Source organism: Aeromonas aquatica, from assembly GCF_000764655.1.
Lineage (GTDB): Bacteria > Pseudomonadota > Gammaproteobacteria > Enterobacterales > Aeromonadaceae > Aeromonas > Aeromonas aquatica.
The window spans coordinates 70,874-91,838 of the sequence record NZ_JRGL01000008.1 but is presented as its reverse complement, the minus strand read 5'-3'; the positions used below and the strand labels follow the sequence as shown (position 1 = coordinate 91,838).

16 protein-coding genes are annotated in these 20,965 nt (G+C 63.5%); 9 read left to right on the top strand and 7 right to left on the bottom strand.

Going from position 1 to position 20,965, the window contains the following annotated elements; all coding sequences use genetic code 11:
- Window positions 1-59: 59 nt before the first annotated feature.
- Complete coding sequence (locus LG30_RS0101980) at window positions 60-1,574, bottom strand: YifB family Mg chelatase-like AAA ATPase (protein WP_033129034.1); 1,515 nt, start codon at window positions 1,572-1,574, stop codon at window positions 60-62.
- Between the two features lie 383 nt (window positions 1,575-1,957).
- On the opposite strand from LG30_RS0101980, the gene ilvG reads away from it, so the two are divergent.
- The 5 genes from ilvG to ilvA all read left to right on the top strand — a co-directional run bounded on the left by ilvG (window position 1,958) and on the right by ilvA (window position 8,406).
- Window positions 1,958-3,604, top strand: coding sequence for an acetolactate synthase 2 catalytic subunit (gene ilvG / locus LG30_RS0101975; RefSeq protein ID WP_033129033.1), 1,647 nt, complete (start codon window positions 1,958-1,960; stop codon window positions 3,602-3,604).
- The gene (gene ilvM / locus LG30_RS0101970) at window positions 3,601-3,849 is read left to right on the top strand and encodes an acetolactate synthase 2 small subunit (protein ID WP_033129032.1); all 249 of its coding nucleotides are present in this window, start codon (window positions 3,601-3,603) and stop codon (window positions 3,847-3,849) included. The genes ilvG and ilvM overlap by 4 nt, the downstream gene beginning before the upstream one ends.
- A 12-nt stretch (window positions 3,850-3,861) precedes the next feature.
- The gene (locus LG30_RS0101965) at window positions 3,862-4,794 is read left to right on the top strand and encodes a branched-chain amino acid transaminase (protein WP_033129031.1); all 933 of its coding nucleotides are present in this window, start codon (window positions 3,862-3,864) and stop codon (window positions 4,792-4,794) included.
- 228 nt (window positions 4,795-5,022) lie between these two features.
- On the top strand, window positions 5,023-6,864 hold the full coding sequence (gene ilvD, locus LG30_RS0101960; RefSeq protein ID WP_033129030.1) for a dihydroxy-acid dehydratase: 1,842 nt from the start codon (window positions 5,023-5,025) through the stop codon (window positions 6,862-6,864).
- 3 nt (window positions 6,865-6,867) lie between these two features.
- Window positions 6,868-8,406, top strand: a complete 1,539-nt coding sequence (ilvA, locus tag LG30_RS0101955; protein ID WP_033129029.1) for a threonine ammonia-lyase, biosynthetic — start codon at window positions 6,868-6,870, stop codon at window positions 8,404-8,406.
- Between the two features lie 39 nt (window positions 8,407-8,445).
- On the opposite strand, the gene LG30_RS0101950 is transcribed toward ilvA, so the two are convergent.
- A complete protein-coding gene (locus tag LG30_RS0101950) occupies window positions 8,446-9,321 on the bottom strand; it encodes a DMT family transporter (RefSeq protein WP_033129028.1) in 876 nt (291 codons plus the stop codon).
- A 504-nt stretch (window positions 9,322-9,825) separates the two neighbouring features.
- Between LG30_RS0101950 and ompA the strand changes: the two genes are divergently transcribed.
- The gene (gene ompA, locus LG30_RS0101945) at window positions 9,826-10,947 is read left to right on the top strand and encodes a porin OmpA (RefSeq protein ID WP_033129051.1); all 1,122 of its coding nucleotides are present in this window, start codon (window positions 9,826-9,828) and stop codon (window positions 10,945-10,947) included.
- A gap of 225 nt (window positions 10,948-11,172) precedes the next feature.
- On the opposite strand, the gene priA is transcribed toward ompA, so the two are convergent.
- Window positions 11,173-13,380: a primosomal protein N' gene (priA, locus tag LG30_RS0101940; RefSeq protein ID WP_033129050.1), complete on the bottom strand. Its 2,208-nt coding sequence runs from the start codon at window positions 13,378-13,380 to the stop codon at window positions 11,173-11,175.
- A 146-nt stretch (window positions 13,381-13,526) separates the two neighbouring features.
- Here priA and rpmE point away from each other — a divergent pair, with 146 nt between their 5' ends.
- From rpmE to LG30_RS0101925, 3 genes are all read left to right on the top strand, one after another.
- Complete coding sequence (rpmE, locus tag LG30_RS0101935; protein WP_033129027.1) at window positions 13,527-13,742, top strand: 50S ribosomal protein L31; 216 nt, start codon at window positions 13,527-13,529, stop codon at window positions 13,740-13,742.
- A gap of 274 nt (window positions 13,743-14,016) precedes the next feature.
- Entirely contained in the window at window positions 14,017-15,450 is a 1,434-nt protein-coding gene (locus LG30_RS0101930; protein WP_033129026.1) for a DUF2867 domain-containing protein, read from the top strand.
- A gap of 178 nt (window positions 15,451-15,628) precedes the next feature.
- Window positions 15,629-16,873, top strand: a complete 1,245-nt coding sequence (locus LG30_RS0101925) for a malic enzyme-like NAD(P)-binding protein (protein WP_033129025.1) — start codon at window positions 15,629-15,631, stop codon at window positions 16,871-16,873.
- A gap of 82 nt (window positions 16,874-16,955) precedes the next feature.
- On the opposite strand, the gene LG30_RS0101920 is transcribed toward LG30_RS0101925, so the two are convergent.
- The 4 genes from LG30_RS0101920 to trmA all read right to left on the bottom strand — a co-directional run bounded on the left by LG30_RS0101920 (window position 16,956) and on the right by trmA (window position 20,828).
- Entirely contained in the window at window positions 16,956-17,150 is a 195-nt protein-coding gene (locus LG30_RS0101920; RefSeq protein WP_033129024.1) for a hypothetical protein, read from the bottom strand.
- 54 nt (window positions 17,151-17,204) lie between these two features.
- Window positions 17,205-18,530, bottom strand: a complete 1,326-nt coding sequence (gene rstB, locus LG30_RS0101915) for a two-component system sensor histidine kinase RstB (RefSeq protein WP_033129023.1) — start codon at window positions 18,528-18,530, stop codon at window positions 17,205-17,207.
- Between the two features lie 66 nt (window positions 18,531-18,596).
- The gene (gene rstA, locus LG30_RS0101910) at window positions 18,597-19,304 is read right to left on the bottom strand and encodes a two-component system response regulator RstA (RefSeq protein ID WP_033129022.1); all 708 of its coding nucleotides are present in this window, start codon (window positions 19,302-19,304) and stop codon (window positions 18,597-18,599) included.
- 417 nt (window positions 19,305-19,721) lie between these two features.
- Window positions 19,722-20,828, bottom strand: coding sequence for a tRNA (uridine(54)-C5)-methyltransferase TrmA (gene trmA / locus LG30_RS0101905; protein ID WP_033129021.1), 1,107 nt, complete (start codon window positions 20,826-20,828; stop codon window positions 19,722-19,724).
- Window positions 20,829-20,965 lie beyond the last annotated feature (137 nt).

Here is a 20,965-nt window from a genome sequence, read left to right as displayed (position 1 = left end):
TAAACCATGTCTGACAGCCATGGACCACATAGGACTCACTTTTCCATAATCCCAGGTATTCAGCCGCTGCGCAGGCGGGAGAGCAGCCGATCCATGGCCCTGTAGCCGAGCGCCTCGATCAGGTGCTCCTTCTCGATGGCGGGCCGGCCCGCCAGATCCGCTATGGTGCGCGACACCCGCAGTATGCGGTGCCAGGCCCGGATGCTGAGCCCCAGCTTCTGGATGGCGCTCTCCAGAAACTCGGCATCTTGCGCCGATAGTCTGCAAATATCTTCGATCTCACGGCTATCCAGCAGGTTGTTGAGCTTGCCATTGCGGCTCAGCATCCGCTCCCGCGCCGCCAGCACCCGCTCCCGGATCTGGCGGCTCGGCTCACCGCGCTCCGCCTTGCCGGTAAGGCTGCCCTTGGGCAGCAGCGGCACCTCCACCGTCAGATCGAAGCGATCGAGGAAGGGGCCGGAGAGCTTGCCGAGATAGCGCAGGATCTGATCCGGGCTGGAGCGGGTCTGGCCGTCCCCATAGTGGCCGCAGGGGCTGGGATTCATGGCGCCAATCAGCTGGAAGCGGGCGGGGAAGTCCACCTGGCGCGCGGCCCGGCTGATGGTGATGTGGCCGGTCTCCAGCGGCTCACGCAGGGAGTCGAGCACCTTGCGCTCGAACTCCGGCAGCTCGTCGAGAAACAGCACCCCGTTGTGGGCCAGCGAGATCTCGCCGGGTCTCGGGTGGCTGCCACCCCCCACCAGGGCCACCGCCGAGGCGCTGTGATGGGGCGTGCGATAGGGCCTGTGATGCCAGTGGCCGACCCGGGGGGTGAGTCCGCCGATGGAGTGGATGGCGGCGGTCTGCTGCGCCTCCTGCTCGCTGAGCGGCGGCAAGATGCCGGGCAGGCGGCTCGCCAGCATGCTCTTGCCGGTGCCGGGGGGGCCTATGAACAGCAGGTTGTGGCTGCCGGCGGCGGCGATCTCCAGCGCCCGCTTGGCCTGGGACTGGCCGATCACGTCCTGCAGATCCGGCACGTCGGGCAGTGTCTCCGTGCTCTGGGGCTCCGGCAGTGGCAGCTCGTACTGGCCCGCCAGCCAGGCTGTCACCGCCAGCAGCTGATGGGCGGTGCGCACCTCCGCATCCTGGATGAGGGAGGCCTCGGGGCCGTTCTCCCGCGGCACCAGCAGGGTGCGGCCCGCATCGCGGCAGGCGAGCACCGCAGGCAGCACCCCGAGCACGGGACGGATCTCGCCGGTCAGGGCCAGCTCCCCTAAAAATTCATGATCGAGCAGGTATTTTGCCGGTATCTGCTTGGAAGCGGCGAGAATGCCGATGGCGATGGCCAGATCGAAACGGCCCCCCTCCTTGGGCAGATCGGCGGGGGCCAGGTTGACCGTGATGTGCTTGCTCGGGAACTCGAAGTTGCCGTTGAGCAGGGCGCTGCGCACCCTATCCCGCGACTCCTTCACCGAGGTTTCCGGTAATCCCACCATGTTGAAGGCGGGCAGCCCGTTGGATAAATGGACTTCTACCGTGACTTGCGGCGCCGCGATCCCCAGGCTGGCACGGCTATAAACCACAGCTAATGACATAAATCCCGTCCTTGGTTTGATGTATGTGCTGGTTAACCGTTTTTTATTAGTTTTTTGTGCCAGTCAGAGGCCGTCGGCGCGCTTGAAATCAGAGTCTTGTCAGCTAAAAAACGCTTGCCCAATAAAAATCACCGTGCTAGTTCTAATAGCCATTCGCGGTGCAAACCGCCCCGATTTCACAGGATTTCCGGTTGTAACTATGAACATGGCCTCCCGTTTCGTCAGCATTATTGTGGTCCTAGTGGTGATTATTATCTCACCGCTCGGGGCTCGTTTAGCTGCACGGAACAAGGGATAGACCCACCACCGGACAGAACGAAACAAGCGACCCCCGAGCCTCACGGCTCGGGGGTTTTTTTTCGACCAAAGGACAGGATTTCCACATGAACGGCGCGCAGTTTTTGGTACAGGCTCTCAAGAAACAGGGTGTGACCCAGGTGTTTGGTTACCCGGGCGGGGCCATCATGCCGGTCTACGATGCCCTGTATGACGGTGGTCTGGCCCATCAGCTCTGCCGCCACGAGCAGGGTGCCGCCATGGCGGCGGTGGGCTATGCCCGCGCCTCCGGCCGGGTGGGGGTCTGCATCGCCACCTCGGGCCCCGGTGCCACCAACCTGGTGACCGGCCTGGCGGAGGCGCTGCTCGACTCGGTGCCGCTGGTGGCCATCAGTGGCCAGGTGGCTTGCGCCGCGGTGGGCACCGATGCCTTCCAGGAGGTGGATGTACTTGGCATGTCCCTCTCCTGCACCAAGCACTCCTTCATGGTCACCGACCCCGCCGACTTGGGGCGGGTGCTGGCCGAAGCCTTCGCCATCGCCACCGAAGGCCGCCCCGGCCCTGTGCTCATCGATTTCCCCAAGGATATCCAGCTGGCCGCCGTGCCCACCCTGAGCCCGCTGTTTGCGGTGGCGGAGCCGGAGGCCCTCAACCCGGCCGAGATCGGCGCCGCCCGCGCCCTGCTGGCGGCCGCCGAGCGCCCCGTGCTCTACGTCGGGGGCGGGGTCGGCATGGCCAATGCCGAGGCCGAGCTGCGCGAGTTTGCTGCCGCCAGCGGCATGCCGGCGGTCACCACCCTCAAGGGGATAGGGGCGCTGGATCCCGACAGCCCCGTCTATCTCGGCATGCTCGGCATGCACGGCACCAAGGCCGCCAACTACGCGGTGCAGCAGTGTGATCTGCTGCTGGTGGTTGGCGCCCGTTTCGATGATCGGGTGACCGGCAAGCTGGACGAGTTCGCCCCCCACGCCAGGGTGGTCCATCTGGACGTGGACGCCGCCGAGTTCGGCAAGCGCCGCGCCGCCGAGGTGGGCATCACCACGGATCTGAGGCTGGTGCTGCCGGCGCTGGCCATGGCCCTCGACATCGCACCCTGGCGCGAGCACTGCGCCGCCATGGCACGGGAATATGCGTTTCGCTACGACCACCCCGGCCAACCCATCTATGCCCCAGCCCTGCTCAAGCAGCTGTCCGAGCGCCTGCCCGAGAGCAGCGTGGTGGCCTGCGACGTGGGCCAGCACCAGATGTGGGTGGCCCAGCACATGCGTTTCACCAGCCCGCGCAACCATCTTTCCAGCGCTGGCCTCGGCACCATGGGCTTCGGCCTGCCCGCCGCTATCGGCGCCAAGATGGCGCGGCCGGAGGATGAGGTAGTGCTGGTGAGCGGCGATGGCTCCTTCATGATGAACGTGCAGGAGCTCGGCACCATACGCCGCGCCCAGCTCAAGGTGAAGATGGTGCTGATCGACAACCAGCGTCTCGGCATGGTGCGCCAGTGGCAGGAGCTGTTCTTCGACGGCCGCTACAGCGAGACCATACTCTCGGACAACCCGGACTTCATCGCCCTGGCCGCCGCCTTCGGCATCCCCGGCGAGACCATCAGCTGCAAGGCGGAGATAGCGCCGGCGCTGGGCCGTCTGCTGGCGAGCGAGAGCGCCTACCTGCTGCATGTCGCGATTTCAGAGGAAGAAAACGTCTGGCCCCTGGTGCCACCAGGAGTCGCCAACCACAAGATGATGGAGCAACGCCCATGAACCAGCACACATTGCATATTCACGCCCAGCCGAGACCCGAAGTGATGGAGCGGGTGCTGCGGGTGGTGCGCCACCGCGGCTTCGCGCTCTGCGCCCTCAATATGGAGCAGGATTGCCAACAGCTGCGGATCACGGTTACTGTCGAGTCGGTGCGTCCCATCCAGCAGTTGTGGAGCCAGCTGGTCAAGCTGGTGGACGTCTCCCGGGTCGATGCACTGGAACAGCAGCCCCGGATCAGCGCTTAAGGAGCAAAGCCAATGTCACAGCCTTCCCATCCTCAATACATCTGGTTCAACGGCAAACTGGTGCCCTGGCAAGATGCCCAGGTCCACGTCATGAGCCACGCCCTGCACTACGGCTCCTCGGTGTTCGAGGGGGTGCGTGCCTACGATACCCCCAAGGGGACCTGCATCTTCCGTCTGCAGGAGCACACCCGCCGCCTGTTCGACTCCGCCAGGATCTACTGGATGGACGTGCCCTACAGCGAGGCCGAGGTGAATGACGCCTGCCGCACCGTGGTGCGCGAGAACGGCCTCAAAAGCGGCTATCTGCGTCCGCTGGCCTTTGTCGGCAACGTGGGGCTGGGGCTGCATCCGCCGCTGGATGCCAAGGCGGATCTCATGGTCGCAGCCCTGCCCTGGGGCGCCTACCTCGGCGAGGAGGGGCTCAAAAACGGGGTGGATGTGTGCGTCACCTCCTGGAGCCGGCTCGCGCCCAACACCATCCCCACCGGTGCCAAGGCCGGCGGCAACTATCTCTCATCCCAGCTGATCAGCAGGGAGGCCAAGCGCAACGGCTTCGCCGAGGGGCTGGCGCTGGACGTGAACGGCTACCTGAGCGAGGGGGCGGGGGAGAACCTGTTCCTGGTGAAGAACGGCGTGCTGTTCACCCCGCCCGCCACCGCCGCCATCCTGCCCGGCATCACCCGCGACACCATAATGACGCTGGCCAAAGATCTGGGTTATGAGGTGCGCGAGCAGGCGCTGCCGCGCGAAGCCCTGTACGTGGCGGACGAGATCTTCATGACCGGTACCGCCGCCGAAGTCACGCCGGTGCGTTCCGTCGATCGGATGAAAGTCGGGGCCGGGAGCCGTGGCCCCGTGACCGAGCGGCTGCAGAATGCCTTCTTCGGCCTGTTCAACGGTCAGACCGAGGACAAATGGAACTGGTTGACCCCAGTTAACGATTGAATCAGCGGGGGCAGCATTTGCCCCCATGCAACGGCCAAACCGAGGACAAGTGGGGTTGGCTGACCCCGGTCAACGACTGATTGAGAACGAGTGGGCGACCCGTCGCCCGCTCGCGCCAACAAGAGTCGGCTATGGCAAGGGCAGATCCCTTGCCACAACCGATTTGAAGCGACAGCTTCGCACCATAAGTTTGCCCAGTCGGGCTCATGTATTCAGGGAGTAGAGACAATGCCGAAGTTGAGATCCGCCACCACCACCCACGGACGTAACATGGCCGGGGCCCGCGCCCTCTGGCGTGCCACCGGCATGACCGATCAGGATTTCGGCAAGCCCATCATAGCCGTGGTCAACTCCTTCACCCAGTTCGTGCCCGGTCACGTGCACCTCAAGGATCTCGGCCAGCTGGTGGCCCGGGAGATCGAGGCCGCCGGCGGCGTCGCCAAGGAATTCAACACCATAGCGGTCGATGACGGCATCGCCATGGGCCACGGCGGCATGCTCTATTCGCTGCCCTCCCGCGAATTGATCGCCGACTCTGTGGAGTACATGGTCAACGCCCACTGCGCCGACGCCATGGTCTGCATCTCCAACTGCGACAAGATCACCCCGGGGATGCTGATGGCCGCCCTGCGCATCAACATACCGGTGATCTTCGTCTCCGGCGGCCCCATGGAGGCGGGCAAGACCAAGCTGTCGGATCAGATCATCAAGCTGGATCTGGTGGACGCCATGATCCAGGGTGCCGATCCCAAGGTGTCCGACGCCCAGAGCGATCAGATAGAGCGCAGCGCCTGCCCCACCTGCGGCTCCTGCTCCGGCATGTTCACCGCCAACTCCATGAACTGCCTGACCGAGGCGCTCGGCCTCTCCCAGCCGGGCAACGGCTCCATGCTGGCGACTCACTCCGATCGGGAGCAGCTGTTCAAGCTGGCCGGCCAGCGCATCGTCGCTTTGGCCAACCGCTACTACCTGCAGGATGACGAGAGCGCCCTGCCGCGCAACATCGCCACCAAGGCGGCGTTCGAGAACGCCATGGCGCTGGACATCGCCATGGGCGGCTCCACCAATACGGTGCTGCACCTGCTGGCGGCGGCCCAGGAGGCCGGGGTGGACTTTACCATGACCGACATCGATCGCATGTCCCGCCGGGTGCCCCAGCTGTGCAAGGTGGCCCCTTCCACCCAGAAGTACCACATGGAAGACGTGCACCGCGCTGGTGGCGTGGTCGCCATCCTGGGCCAGCTGGAGAAGGCCGGGCTGGTGCACGGGGATACCCGCAACGTGCTCGGCACCAGCTTGCACGAGCTGCTGGAGCAGTACGACGTCAGCCGCTGCGATGACAAGGCGGTGCACGACTTCTATCGCGCCGGCCCGGCCGGCATCCGCACCACCAAGGCGTTCAGCCAGAGCTGCCGCTGGCCCGAGCTGGATCTGGACCGTGCCGAGGGCTGCATCCGCTCCCTGGACAACGCCTACAGCCTGGAAGGCGGCCTGGCCGTGCTCTCCGGCAACCTTGCCCTGAACGGCGCCATCGTCAAGACCGCCGGGGTGGATGAAGAGAACCTCTGCTTCCGCGGCCCGGCCCGGGTATTCGAGAGCCAGGACACGGCGGTCGCGGGCATCCTGGATGGCACCGTCCAGGCCGGTGAGGTGGTGGTGATCCGCTACGAAGGGCCCAAGGGCGGCCCCGGCATGCAGGAGATGCTCTATCCCACCACCTATCTCAAGTCCATGGGCCTCGGCAAGGCCTGCGCCCTGATCACAGACGGTCGCTTCTCCGGTGGCACCTCTGGCCTCTCCATCGGTCACGTCTCCCCCGAGGCGGCCTCCGGCGGCACCATAGGCCTGGTGGAAGATGGCGACATCATCAACATCGACATCCCGGCCCGCAGCATGGTGCTGGAAGTGGCCGACAGCGTGCTGGCCGCTCGCCGCGCCGCCATCGAGGCCCGTGGCTGGAAGCCGCTCAATCGTCAGCGCCAGGTCTCCTATGCCCTGCGTGCCTACGCCATGCTCGCTACCAGCGCAGACAAGGGCGCGGTGCGCGATTTAAGCAAGCTGGAGGAATAGGACATGGTTTCAGCGGCAGATTATCTACGCAAGGTGTTGCTCTCCCCCGTCTATGAGGCGGCACGGGTGACCCCCTTGCAGAGCCTGAAAAAACTCTCCGAGCGACTCGGCAACCACGTAGCGCTCAAGCGGGAAGACCTGCAGCCGGTGCACTCCTTCAAGCTGCGCGGTGCCTATCACAAGATCGCCACCCTGAGCGCCGAGCAGAAATCCCACGGTGTGGTGGCGGCCTCGGCGGGCAACCATGCCCAGGGGGTGGCCCTGTCGGCGGCCAAGCTCGGCATCAAGGCCATCATAGTGATGCCCAAGACCACGCCGGACATCAAGATAGATGCGGTGCGTCGCCTTGGCGGCAACGTGCTGCTGTTTGGCAACAGCTTCGACGAGGCCTATGCCGAGAGCCGCCGCCTGTCAGAAACCGAGGGCTACACCCTGATACCGCCGTTTGACGACGTCGAGGTGATCGCGGGCCAGGGCACCATAGGTAAGGAGCTGCTGGAGCAGGATACCCACCTCACCCACGTATTCGTGCCCGTGGGGGGCGGCGGTCTGGCCGCCGGGGTAGCGGTTTACATCAAGCAGCTGCTGCCGGACGTCAAGGTGATAGGGGTGGAAGCGGAGGGCTCCGCCTGCCTCAAGGCCGCCATGGAGGCCGGCGAGCCGGTCAATCTGGAGCGGGTCTCCCTGTTTGCAGACGGGGTGGCGGTCAAGCGCATCGGCACCGAGACCTTCCGCCTGTGCAACCAGTATCTGGACGAGGTGGTGACCGTCTCCAACGACCAGATCTGCGCCGCGCTGAAAGACATCTTCGACGACTGCCGTGCCATCGCCGAGCCGTCAGGCGCCTTGTCGCTGGCCGGTCTCAAGGCTTACAGCGAGCGGGAGCAGGTCAAGGGCGGGCGGATGGCGGCCATACTGTCGGGCGCCAACGTCAACTTCCACAGCCTGCGCTATGTGTCGGAGCGCTGCGAGATCGGCGAGAAGCGCGAGGGCATGCTGGCGGTGACCATACCCGAGCGCAAGGGGGCCTTCCTCGACTTCTGCCGTCAGCTTGGGCCCCGCATGGTGACCGAGTTCAACTACCGCTACGCGGATGCGGCCCAGGCCTCCCTGTTCGTCTCGGTGCGCCTCAGCGGGGGCGACGAGGAGCTCGGCCAGATCATCGATCAGCTCGGTGGCAACGGTTACCCCGTGGTCAACATGACAGAGAGCGAGCTGGCCAAGAACCACGTGCGTTACATGATTGGCGGCCGCCCGGCCCGGCCCCTCGGTGAGCGTCTCTACAGCTTCAAGTTCCCGGAGCAGCCGGGCGCCCTGATGCGCTTCCTGGAGACCCTCGGCTGTCGCTGGAACATCAGCCTGTTCCACTACCGCAACCACGGTGCCGACTATGGTCGGGTGCTCTGTGCCTTCGAGCTGCCGGACGAGGACGTGGCCGCTTTCCACGACTACCTGCACGAGATTGGCTACGGCTGGAAGGAGGTGAGCGACGATCCCGCCTACCGGCTGTTCCTGGCGAGTGGCGATGAACGCATGAAGTGATTAAAAAGAGGGAAGTATCAACTTCCCTCTTTTATATTTTCACGAGAGCACTTTTTCAGATGTGCGCCGAGTTGGTAGATTGAATAGCTTGATAGAGGCGATGACTATTAGTGCCCCCATAATAGTTGTTGTTGTAATTTCAGTATCGAAAACAATGAAATCAAAGAGCATGGTTAATATTGGCACCAGATAGAAGAGGACGCTGACCTTGCTCGCCGAGTTTCTCTGGATCATATAGAACAACAGTAATACGGCCCCGGTGGAAACGACCACTATCATCCATGATAAGGAGAAGACGAAGTTTGGGGTCCAGTTCACATGCCATCCGATAACGAGGGAAGTGGCTACGAAGACGAGGGAGGCACAACCATTCTGGATCATGCCTGACTCCAGTGGCGTCATGGGGATCGTCTTCTGGCAGAGAGAACCTATGCTGATCGCCATTACCGAGAGGAGTGCAAAGATAACACCCAAGGGAGTGACATGACTGACATCTTTGGCTCCAAAGATCGCAAGTCCCAGGCCTGAGAAGCCGATCATAAGAATCAGTAGTTTATAGGGTGATGCCTTATCTCCACCGAGCAATATGGTCAGAATGGGTTGCAAGCCGAGGACGATGGAGACCAGACCCGGCGAGAGTTCATAACGAATGGACAAGAAATAAAAGGCTTGGTAGAAGACTTGCAACAGGAGGCCTGTTACCACCACTCTGGCAAGTATGCTTGGTGTTAATTTTGTTTTACTGTTTATTTTAAAACAGAGATAGACCACCCCCATCAGTAGAAATGCACCTGTAGCCCTAAGGGTCAGGAAGGACCACACAGATGCGTTCTCCAATCCCATCTTGACGAAGATGGCACCACTACTCCACATCAATAAAAATAAAATAGGAGCTAATCGTTCCAGATAGTTCATGTGTCCAGGTGCCTGTCATCGATTCATGGTGTAATACAGTTTCACCGCTGAGTGAGTCATATTTATTCTGCTGTCTTGGGCGCGCACGAGGCACGGAACCAATCATTAGACATTTATTGGTATTTTTCTTTGACAGGCGAGGCGTATCCCATCAAATGCCCCTTGTCATAAATACATCGAGACATTCCTATGCGGATAGCATCATTATTATTTGGATGTTATCCGAACGACTGGTGGGGGTCAAACGGATTTGATTATGGTCTGGCATATGCAATGCAGCCATGATCAAAGGACGACAGGGTACTGGGCGAATGGGATCTATTCCCTTGAATATCAGGAAGAAGGCCGCCTTGGTCTCAGAATGTAAGCGAGCTCACACTCCCGAGAGTTTTGTCATTTGAGGCTAGTGACAGATGGGATAATCTCAGTGTGAGGCTTGGGTTCTGGGCCTCGTCAGGGAAGAGAGACGCAACGCGTCATAACAATTCATTGCAGGGGCTCATCATGAACAAGTCTACGCTTGCCGTGCTCGTCGGCGGCCTGATGGCAACGGGGGCGGTGCAGGCCGCCGCTCAGGACAACACCTGGTACGTCGGTGGCAAGGCCGGCTGGTCCAATTACTACGGGGTGGATTACGACTCCCAGATCGAAAACATGCTGGACGCCGCCAAGGTGGACGAGAACAGCGATGACCTGGGGCTGGGTGCCTTCGTGGGCTATCAGGTCAACCGCAATGTGGCCGTCGAGCTGGGGTATGACTGGCTCGGCAAGTACCAGATAGACCGGCATTACAACGGCAATGGCATAGATTCCGGCTTGGAGGGCGATGCTAAGGCCCAGATGGTGCAGGCCACTATGCGGATCATATTGCCGGCGACCTCGGCACTGGATATCTATGGCCGACTGGGAGGGGCCTATGCCTGGACCGACAGCTCCATCAATGCCTGGTACAACGATGGCCTCAATTCTCTGTCGGAGTCGAACAGTGGCAGCTACCACGGTGCCGCCTTTGTGGGGGCATTGGGCATCGAATACGCCATCGACAAGGACTGGGCCGCCCGCCTCGAGTACCAATACACCACGCCGCTCGGTAAAACCTCTCCCGGGGAGTCGGGCATAGAGATGGACAACGGTCTGCTGTCGGTCGGCATGCTCTATCGCTTCGGCCAGATCGGTGACGAGCCGGTGGCGCCCGTGCCCGCCCCGGAACCCGCGCCAGCCCCCGTGCTGGTGGAGAAGCAGTTCAGCCTGGATTCGGATGTGCTGTTCGAATTCAACAAGGCGACCCTGAAACCCGAGGCCAGCCAGGCACTGGACAACCTGTTTGCCCAGATCCTGGCCGCCAATCCGAAGGATGGGGTGGCCACGGTGATCGGCCACACCGACCGCATCGGCTCGGATGCCTACAACCAGTCCCTGTCTGAGCAACGAGCCCGCAGCGTGGCGGATTATCTCATCGCCAAGGGTCTGTTTGCCGACAAGGTGCGTGCCGAGGGGCGTGGTGAATCTTCCCCGGTGACGGGGGGCAGTTGCCCGGATGGTGCCAAGGCGCAGATGATCGCCTGTCTGGCCCCGGATCGCCGGGTCGAGGTGCGGCTGACCGGGGTCTCCCAGGCCGCCGAATAAGCCGGAGCCGTCATGGGGTAAACACAACGAGGGGGCCAAGGTCCCCTCGTTGCGTTCTGGTTCTCCCCCTCATCCCCCAACCCTTCTCCCGCGAGGGGAGAAGGGAGCAAAGACGCCATGGCGGGTGCGCACTATCGCAAGATCCGTAGGTTTGATTAGCCGCGAAGCGGCGTAGTCAGACGCACGATAAGGAAAACGCTGCTGGCGGCTCGTGATGGCGGCGGTTTAATTCAACTCCGTGGGATCTATATCCAGGCTCCAGCGCACCTTCTTGGTCTCTGGCCAGCCGTCCAGCTCCTTGACCACCCAATCCAGCAACTGCGCGAGCGGGGTCCGGTTAGGCCCCTGTACCAGCAACTGCATGCGGAACTTGCCCGCCTTGCGTTCCATGAAGCCGCTGATGGGCCCCAGCACCTGCACCTGAGGGTAGTGGGCGCCACGCAGGGTATCGGCGAGGCGGCCGAGGAACAGCTGCACCTCGTCGCGACCGTTGGCTTCGGCCCGGAACAGTCCCTGATAGCTGAACGGCGGCAATCCCAGCAGGCGGCGCTCCTTGAGCGCCGTGTCGGCGAAGTGTCCGTAGCCGTTCTGGGTCAGATCCTGCAGCAGGGCGTGCTCCGGGTGATGGCTCTGCAGCACCACCAGCCCTGGCTTGCTGGCGCGACCGGCGCGGCCCGCCACCTGGGTGTAGAGCTGGGCCAGCTTCTCGGCGGCGCGAAAATCGGCGCTGAACAGGGCGCCATCCACGTCCAGCAGGCCGACCAGGGTCACGTCCGGGAAGTGGTGACCCTTGGCCAGCATCTGGGTGCCGATCAGGATCTTGTACTTGCCCGCCTTGATGTCGCCGAGGTGGGTCTCCAGCTCTCCCTTGCGGCGAGTGTTGTCCCTGTCGATGCGCACAACAGGATATTGCGGGAAAACGGTGGTGAGCAGTTGTTCCAGCTGCTCGGTGCCGACCCCGGAGCCGACCAGCTCGTTGCTGCCGCACGAGGGGCAGTGGTGGGGCAGGGGGCGAACGCTGTCGCAGTGATGGCAGTGCAGTCGCCGTCCGGCCTGGTGCCAGGTGTACCAGGCATCGCAGCGCTCGCAGGCGGCGCTCCAGCCGCACTGGTGGCAGATAAGGGCCGGGGCATAGCCGCGGCGGTTGAGAAACAGCATCACCTGGTTGCCCGCCGCCAGATGTTCCGCCATCAGCTGCTCGAGCTGGGGGGATAACCCGGCCTGCAGCCGCACGCTCTTGATGTCCAGGATCACCTGGCGGGCGGTCTGGGCGTTGCCGGCACGCCGGGTCAGGTGCAGGTGGTGATACTTGCCGGTGCGGGCGTTGTGCAGCGTCTCCAGAGACGGGGTGGCCGAGCCGAGCAGTATGGGAATACCGGCGCGATGGGCCCGCATCACCGCGAGATCCCGGGCGTGATAGCGGAAGCCGTCCTGTTGCTTGAAGGAGCCGTCGTGCTCCTCGTCGATGATGATGATGCCGAGATCCTTGAACGGCGTGAACACGGCGGAGCGGGTGCCGATCAGGATGGCGGCGCCACCGTCGCGGCAGGCGAGCCAGGCATCGAGCCGCTCCCTGTCGTTCATGGCGGAGTTCATCGCCACCACGGGCACCTGGAAGCGGCGGCGGAAGCGGTTGATGGTCTGAGGGGTGAGACCGATCTCCGGCACCATCACCAGCGCCTGCTTGCCTGCCTTGAGCAGGGGCTCGAGGATGCTCAAGTAAACTTCGGTCTTGCCGGAGCCGGTGATGCCATCCAGCAGGAAGGCGCCGAACCTGTCGCTCTGGCTGGTGACGGCGGCCACCGCCAGCGCCTGCTCGCCATTGAGGCGCAGCCCTTCCCCCGCATCGAAACGGGTCGCCCAGTCCCCTTCATGGCTCGGCTCCAGGCTGCGTTTCTCTAGCAAGCCCTTCTTCGCCAGGGCGTTGAGCGCCGGGCTCTGGATCTCCTCCTGCTTGAGGGCGGACGGGGTCTGCGGCCCCTTGCGCAGCCAGGCCAGGGCCTGCTGCTGCTTGGGGGATCGTTTGAGTTCGTTGAGATCGATTGCCATCCCCGCGTCGGTGGCAAACCAGAACTCCAGCTCCCGGTAGGCGGCGGACTCGCCCTTGCGCACCAGCACCGGCAGGGCGTGGGGCAGCACCTCTCCCAGCGGATGCTGGTAGTAGTTGGCGCTCCAGGCCATCAGCGCCAGAATGTCCGGCCCCAGCACCGGCTCGCTGTCCAGCACCCGTTTAATGGGCTTGAGCTTGTTGCGCGGCACCTGGCTCTCGGTCGGATGGGCCACCACCAGGCCGACCAGGGTCTGGGGGCCGAAGGGGATCTCGACCCGACAACCGGGGGCAGGCAGGGGCAGGGGGGAGAGATAGTCGAAGTGACGGCGTAACGGCACCGGTACTGCGACACGAACCAGATCAAGCGTTTGCGATGAATCCACCAAGGGCTGCCTATTTTTTCTGCGAAGCTACTTGCCTGATCTCAGGCATTTCCTATATTATTCGCAGCCTTTGAAACTGTGTTCAACAATCGTGTGGTGTCCGACAAGAGATCGGATGGCGACACGGCCTATTATCGAGGTTGTCCATGAAAGCTAATATCCATCCCGAGTACGTCGCCATCACCTGCAAATGCTCTTGCGGTAACGTCATCAATACCTTCTCTACCCTGGGTAAAGATCTGAACCTGGACGTGTGCTCTGCCTGCCACCCGTTCTATACCGGCAAGCAGAAAGAAGTTTCTAGCGGCGGCCGCGTAGACAAGTTCAACAAGCGTTTCGGTGGTCTGACTGCCAAGAAGTAATCTTACTTCTAAAGAATTCTGAAAAAGGCGCCCAATGGGCGCCTTTTTTATTGCGCAGCGTTCTGTATTGCAACGCTTTGCCCTATGGTGGGACTCTCCCTTCTCCCCTTGCGGGAGAAGGGGACGCTAAGTGAATGGGAAAAACAGGGAGTGAGCGGATGCGAAATTGTCTGGTGATGGGGGCGGCTGGCTACCATATGGATTCTTATCTGGTGCCCTATCTGCCGATAGCGGGCTCCTTATGCCTGGTTCGGACAAAACAGGGAAAATGCCGATGAGAAACTGTCTGGTGATGGGAGCAGCTGGTTACATAGGTTCCTACCTGGTGCCTCATCTGCAGGGGCTGGGCTATCGGGTGATCGCCGGGGCCCGCCGTCCCTGCCGCCTGCCGGAGGGGGTGGAGTTTCGTCTCGCCGACAGCCTCAAACCCGCCACCCTGCCACCGGCGCTGGCCGGGGTCGATACCGTCTTCTATCTGGTGCATGCCATGGGGGCCGGCGCCGGTTTCCACCGGCTGGAGCAGCAGGGGGTGAAGAACTTCGCCGCCGCCGCCCGTGCCGCCGGGGTGCGGCGCATCATCTATCTCGGTGCCATCCAGCCGGAGCGCTGCAACAGCCGCCACCTCAACTCCCGTCGCCACTGCGGCGAGCTGTTTCGCGAGGCGGAGGTGCCGACGGTGGAGCTGCGGGCCGGCATCATCATCGGGCCCGGCTCGGCCGCCTTCGAGGTGATGCGGGATCTGGTGTTCAACCTGCCCATGATGGTGACGCCCAAGTGGGTGCGCTCGCGCACCCCGCCCATTGCGCTGTCCAATTTGCTGCACTATCTGGTCGGGCTGGTGGAGGCCGAGGGGGTGGAGGGCCAGGTATTCAACGCCGCCGGGCCCGAGCTGCTCAGCTACCAGCAGCAGTTGCAGAAGTTTGCCGCCCACATCGGCAAGCGTTGCCCCATCATCCCTATCCCCTTGTTGAGCCCCCGCCTCTCCGCCTGGTGGCTGCAGTTTGCCACCTCGGTGCCGCAACCCATCGCCAAGGCGCTGGTGGGCGGGCTCAAGCACGACATCCCGGCGGATGACGGCTCGCTGCGGGCACTGCTGCCCCAGCACCTGCTCAGCTTCGACGAGGCGCTGACCGAGAGTCTGGCGCTGGAGCAGAAGCTCGGCGCCGAACAGCAGGGGGAGGAGACGCCGCTCGGTCTGCGCTGGCGCCATCCCGAGTACGGCTTCTACGATCGCACCGCGAGCGGAGAGGCCGACTGCCTCGCTAGCCCCGAGGTGGTGTGGCAGGTGTTGCAGCAGCTCGGCGGTGAGCAGCGCTACTTCTACATGAACGAGCTCTGGGTGGTGCGCGAGTGGATGGATCACCTGATCGGCGGCCCGGCACTGACCCGGGGCCGCACCAACCCGGCGCAGTTCGTGAAGGGGGACATGCTGGACTCCTGGCAGATCCTCGGGGTGGATGAGGGACGCAGGCTGGATCTGCTGTTCAACATGAAGGCGCCGGGGGTGGGGCGGCTGGAGTTCAACATTCTGCCGCAGGAATCCGGCCTGACCCGGCTCAAGGTGACGGCCCACTGGCACCCGCAGGGCGCCTGGGGGCTGGCCTACTGGCTCGCCATGCTGCCGTTCCACCTCTTCATCTTCCAGGGCATGACCGAGGCCATCGCTCGTCAGGCGGAGCAGAGGGCTGGCATACCCGTGATGGATTGAAACCAGATCTATAACTAAATAGGTATTATTGTGTGGTGCAACATGCTGCTGGCTGCCTGGTTGGTGGTATTTTGTAATGTTTTCTGCTGTAAAAGCAGGAAGGTTTTCTTTATGATCCCCAGCCCTCGCCAGCGGCGAGCCATGCACCACCACATTCACTTCCGTATCGGGGTCCCCCATGTCCGATCTGCGTCAGCAAGCGCTCGATTACCACGCCCATCCCATCCCCGGCAAGATTGCCATCGCCCTCACCAAGCCCGCCGAGACCGCCCGCGATCTGGCGCTGGCCTACAGCCCCGGGGTGGCCGAGCCGGTGCGCGAGATCGCCGCCAATCCGGATGACGCCTACCGCTATACCGGCAAGGGCAATCTGGTGGCCGTCATCTCCAATGGTACCGCCATCCTGGGGCTGGGCAATCTGGGCCCGCTGGCCTCCAAGCCGGTGATGGAGGGCAAGGCCCTGCTGTTCAAGCGCTTCGCCGGCATCGACGCCATCGACATCGAAGTGAAGCATGAGACCAGCCAGCAGTTCATCGACACGGTCGCGGCCATCGCCGACACCTTCGGTGGCATCAACCTGGAAGACATCAAGGCCCCCGAGTGCTTCGAGATAGAGCAGGCGCTGATCGCGCGCTGCGACATCCCGGTATTCCACGACGATCAGCACGGCACCGCCATCGTCACCGCCGCCGGCCTGCTCAACGCCCTGGAGGTGCAGGGCAAGCGCATCGAGCAGAGCCGCATCGTCTGCATGGGGGCCGGCGCGGCCGCTACCGCCTGCATGGACCTGCTGATCAAGTGCGGCGCACTGCCGCAGAACATCTTCATGCTGGACCGCCAGGGGGTGATCCACAGCGGTCGCACCGATCTGAACCAGTACAAGCAGCGCTTCGCCAACGACACCCCACTGCGGACCCTGATGGATGTCATCGAGGGGGCAGATGTGTTCGTCGGCGTCTCGGGCCCGGATGTGCTGCCGGCCGAGGCGGTGGCTCTGATGGCGCCGCGTCCGGTGATCTTCGCCTGCTCCAACCCGGATCCCGAGATCAAGCCCGCCCTGGCTCACGCCGTGCGCGGCGATCTCATCATGGGCACCGGTCGCTCTGACTATCCGAACCAGATCAACAACGTCATCTGCTTCCCCTTCATCTTCCGTGGCGCCCTGGATGCCCGCGCCAGCCGCATCAACGATGCCATGAAGGTGGCGGCGGTGGAGGCCATTCGCGGCCTGGTGAAGGAGCCGGTGCCGGCCGAGGTGCTGGTGGCCGCCGGGGTGAGCGAGCTGCACTTTGGCAAGGATTACGTCATTCCCAAGCCGATGGATGCCCGCCTGCTGCCGCGAGTGGCCCGCGCCGTGGCGCTGGCGGCGGTAGCCTCCGGCGTGGCGCGCATCGCGCTGCCGGCAGACTATATGCTGGATTGAGTCTCAGGTTCGTCCTCGGCAAAAACAGAAGGGGCCCCGTGATGGGGCCCCTTCTCGTTAGGGCAAAGCCGAGCCGTTGCTATCAGGCTTTGGGTGCTGCAGCAGCAGGTTTGACCTTGGCAGGGGCGACGGAGGTGTGGGCCGCCTTGTGATGCTTTTTCACTACCTTGGTCTGGGTGGCATGGGGAGCGGCAGCCTTGGTCGGGGTGGCAGCCATGGTGAAGCCAGAGGTCAGGGCGAAGACAGCGGCCAGGGTCAGGGGGATCAGCTTTTTCATATTCCAGTTCCTCATTCGGGTTGATGACATGGAGCGTTTCTCCATGACTTCATCCTAGGGCAGCGCCTGGTTTGCTTCAGTGAGTGGCTGGTGACGGTTTGTATCCAAATGTACGGGCAAGGTCAGGCAGAAACGGGCGCCGCTGGCAGAGGGCAGCAGCTGCACCTCGCCGCCGTGGTGGCGGGCGATGCTGCGCACTATGGCGAGCCCGAGCCCGGCGCCACCGGTGCGCCTGTCCCGGCTCTGATCCAGGCGCACGAAAGGCTCGAAGATCTGGGGCGCCAGCGCCGGGTCTATGCCGGGGCCGTCGTCACTCACTTCCAGCAGATAGTGCTCCTGCCGCCGCGCCATGTGCAGGGTCACCCGACTGCTGGCGTGGCGCAGGGCATTGCCGATGAGGTTCTCCAGCGCCCGCTCCAGCAACCTGGCGTCGCCACGCCAGGGCAGGGGGCTGGCGGGGGGAATGAGCTCTAGTTGCTTCTCCGGCCGTAGCGCCTGCCAGTCGGCGAGGTGCGCCCCGGCCCAGTCGCCGAGCTCCAGATCGCTGCATTGCAGCGGCAGCTCGGGGCGATCGAGCCGCGCATAGGTCAGCATCTCCTCGATGAGGGCATCCAGTGCCCCGAGGTCGCGCTCCAGCCCCTGCCGGTCGGCCTCGGCCGGTTGTGGCTCCAGCATGGCGAGCCGGTAGCGCAGCCGCACCAGGGGGGTGCGCAGTTCGTGGGCGATGGCATCGGTCAGCTGCTTGCGGCTTGCCAGCATGGCCTGCAACTGCTCCGCCATCAGATCGAAGGTGCGACCGACCCTGGCCAGGCTGCTGTTGGCGGGCAGGCCGGTGCGGCTGGAGAGATCCCCGTCACCGACCCGGCGGGCGGTCTGCTCGAGCTGTTGCAGGCCGCGCCAGTGGGGGCTCAGCCAGAGCAGGATGGGCAGGCCGAGGGAGAGACCGATGAGCAGCAGCAGGCCCACATCGACCCAGTGCAGTTCGTGCAGGTAGGAGAGATAGGGAACCGGGCCGACGATCAGCACCTGATCGGTGGCGGGGATGCGCTGCAGGAAGGTGTCATCCTCCTCGACGATGACGATGTTGCCCTCCTCGAGAAAGCTCTGATCCTCCCGGGCCAGGGGCTGGTTGGCGAGGGCCCCTATCTGCAGCGGCAGGTTGAGCTGGCGGCTCTGCTCCGCGGTGCGCTCCGGCCAGCGCTCCGGCGGCAGGCGGGCCAGCTCGCCGGTGAGCAGGCCGAGGGAGCCTTGCATCATGTGCTCCAGATAGCGATCCCCCGCCCGCTCGGCACTGACCTGATAGACCAGACCGATCAACAGGATGGCGAGGCCAAAACAGCCGATCAGCAGCAGATAAAACTGGATAAACAGGCGACGCATGGTGGTTCTTCCTGTGGTTATTGCCGCATGGGTTGCCCCTGCGAGACGGGGCAACCGGCGGCGTGCTTATTCCCAGGCCTGGGGCACCAGCAGATAGCCTTTCTGGCGTACCGTCTTGATCCGGGTCGGATTGGTGGTGTCGTCGCCGAGCTTGCGGCGCAGGCGGGAGATGGCGACATCCATGCTGCGATCCTGGCCGTCATAGTCGCGACCGCGCAGGCTGCGAAACAGCGCCTCCCGCCCCAGGATCTGGCCGGCGTGGCAGGCCAGCTCCCACAGCAGATCGAAATCGGCGGTGGAGAGCGGGATGCTGTTGCCATCGAGCCGCACATCCCGGCCGGGGCCATCGATCTGCAGGCGGCCGAATTGCAGGCGCTGGGGCGGGGTGCCGGGCGAGCTCGCCTGCGGCATCTGCCCCTGCTGGCGGAACTGGACCCGCAGGCGGGCCAGCAGCACAGGCGGCGGCGTGGTCTTGAGGATGTAGTCGTTGGCACCGAGCTCCAGACTCAGGATCTGGTTCATGTCGCTGTCGAGCGAGGTGAGCATGACGATGGGGCCGGCAAAGCGCGGGCGCAGATCCCGGCACAGGGAGAGGCCATCCTGACCCGGCAGCATGATGTCGAGCAGCACCAGATCCGGTTGCTCGGCCTCGACCCTGGCGAGCGCGAGATCGCCCCGGGTCTCCAGCAGGACCTCGATATCGTGGCGGCCGAGCCAGCTGCTGATGAGCTGGCCTATTTCGGGATCATCTTCAACAAAGAGAACGCGTGGCATGGTGGCATGAGGCCCAGGCAATGGCGCGAATGCGCGTGCCGTCAGCATAACGGCTCCGCTGCCGATCTGCACCGGGATAAATAATCGGACAGGGCCCTTGGGCCCTGTCGTCATTTTGCGTGTGGATAGCGGTGGGATCGGCCTGCCTTGCGATGCCGATCCTACTTTACCTCAAGGTCTTCCACTCCCTTCTCCCCTTGCGGGAGAAGGGGTGGGGATGAGGGGGAGACGTTAACCCACCTTGTGCTTCAGACAGGCCCCGGCTTCCATATGGTGGGTTCAGGGGATCGGCTCGAACCGGGCGAAGCGGCCTGCCCAACGGGATTAGCCAGCCTTGCGGCGCAGATAGACCCCGGCTTCCATATGGTGGGTTCAGGGGGTCGGCTCGAACCGGGCGAAGCGGCCTGCCCAACGGGATTAGCCAGCCTTGCGGCGCAGATAGACCCCGGCTTCCATATGATGGGTCCAGGGGAACTGGTCGAACAGGGCGAAGCGGGCGATCTCGTGGGTCTCGCCGAGTACCGCCATGTTGGCCTGCAGCGTCTCCGGGTTGCAGGAGATGTAGAGGATGTTGTCGTACTCCTGCACCAGCCGGACTGTCGCATCGTCCAGGCCGGCGCGGGGCGGGTCGACGAAGATGGTGTTGCACTGGTAGCTCTTCAAGTCGACGCCCTTGAGGCGGTTGAACTCCCGCTCGCCGCGCATCGCCAGGGTGAACTCCTCGGCGGACATGCGCAGTATGATCAGGTTCTCCACGCCATTGGCGGCGATGTTGAACTGGGCGGAGTCCACGCTCGGCTTGGCGATCTCGGTGGCCAGCACCTTGCGGAAATTCTGGGCCAGGGCGATGGAGAAGTTGCCGTTGCCGCAGTAGAGCTCCAGCAGGTCCCCCTCGCTCCCCTTGGTCACGTCCAGCGCCCAGCCCAGCATCTGCTCGTTGATGGCGGCATTGGGCTGGGTGAAGCTGTTCTCCACCTGCTTGTAGATGAGCTCACGGCCTTGCACCTTCAGCCGCTCGATGACGAACTCTTCCCCCAGGCAGATCTTCTGCTTGTGGGCGCGGCCGATGAGCCGCAGATCGAAGCCCTGCGCGCGCAACTCGTTTTGCAGTGACTCGGCGACCGGCTGCCAATCGGCCTGGAGTTGACGGTGATAGAGCAGGCTGACACAGAGCTGGCCGGACTGGGTGGAGAGGTAATCTATCTGGAACAGCTTCTTGCGCAGCACCGGATGCGGGCGCAGGCCCTCGATCAACTTCGGCATCAGCTGGTTGATGAGCAGGCTGGCGGTGGGGAACTGGTCGACCCGGATGATCTCCTTGGTGGCCGGGGTATACATGCAGTGGAAGAGATCATCCCCCTCGTGCCAGATGCGGAACTCGGCGCGCATCCGGTAGTGCTCGGCAGGGGAGGCGTGCACCTCCAGCGCGGGCGGGTTGCTGCTGGCGAACAGCTCGGTGAGGCGGGCGCGCTTCTCGTCGAGCTGGGCCTGATAGTCGGCGGGGGTCCGCTGGGATTGAGTCATAGATACCTCAGATGCACACCGGCAGGGCCGGGCAGAAACCGGGGGAAGGCCTTGGCCAACCAAAGGGGCAAGATTGTAAGAGGCGGCCGCAGATTCTCCAAGTTTTTATGGTCAAGAAGTGTCCAGTCAGGCCGATA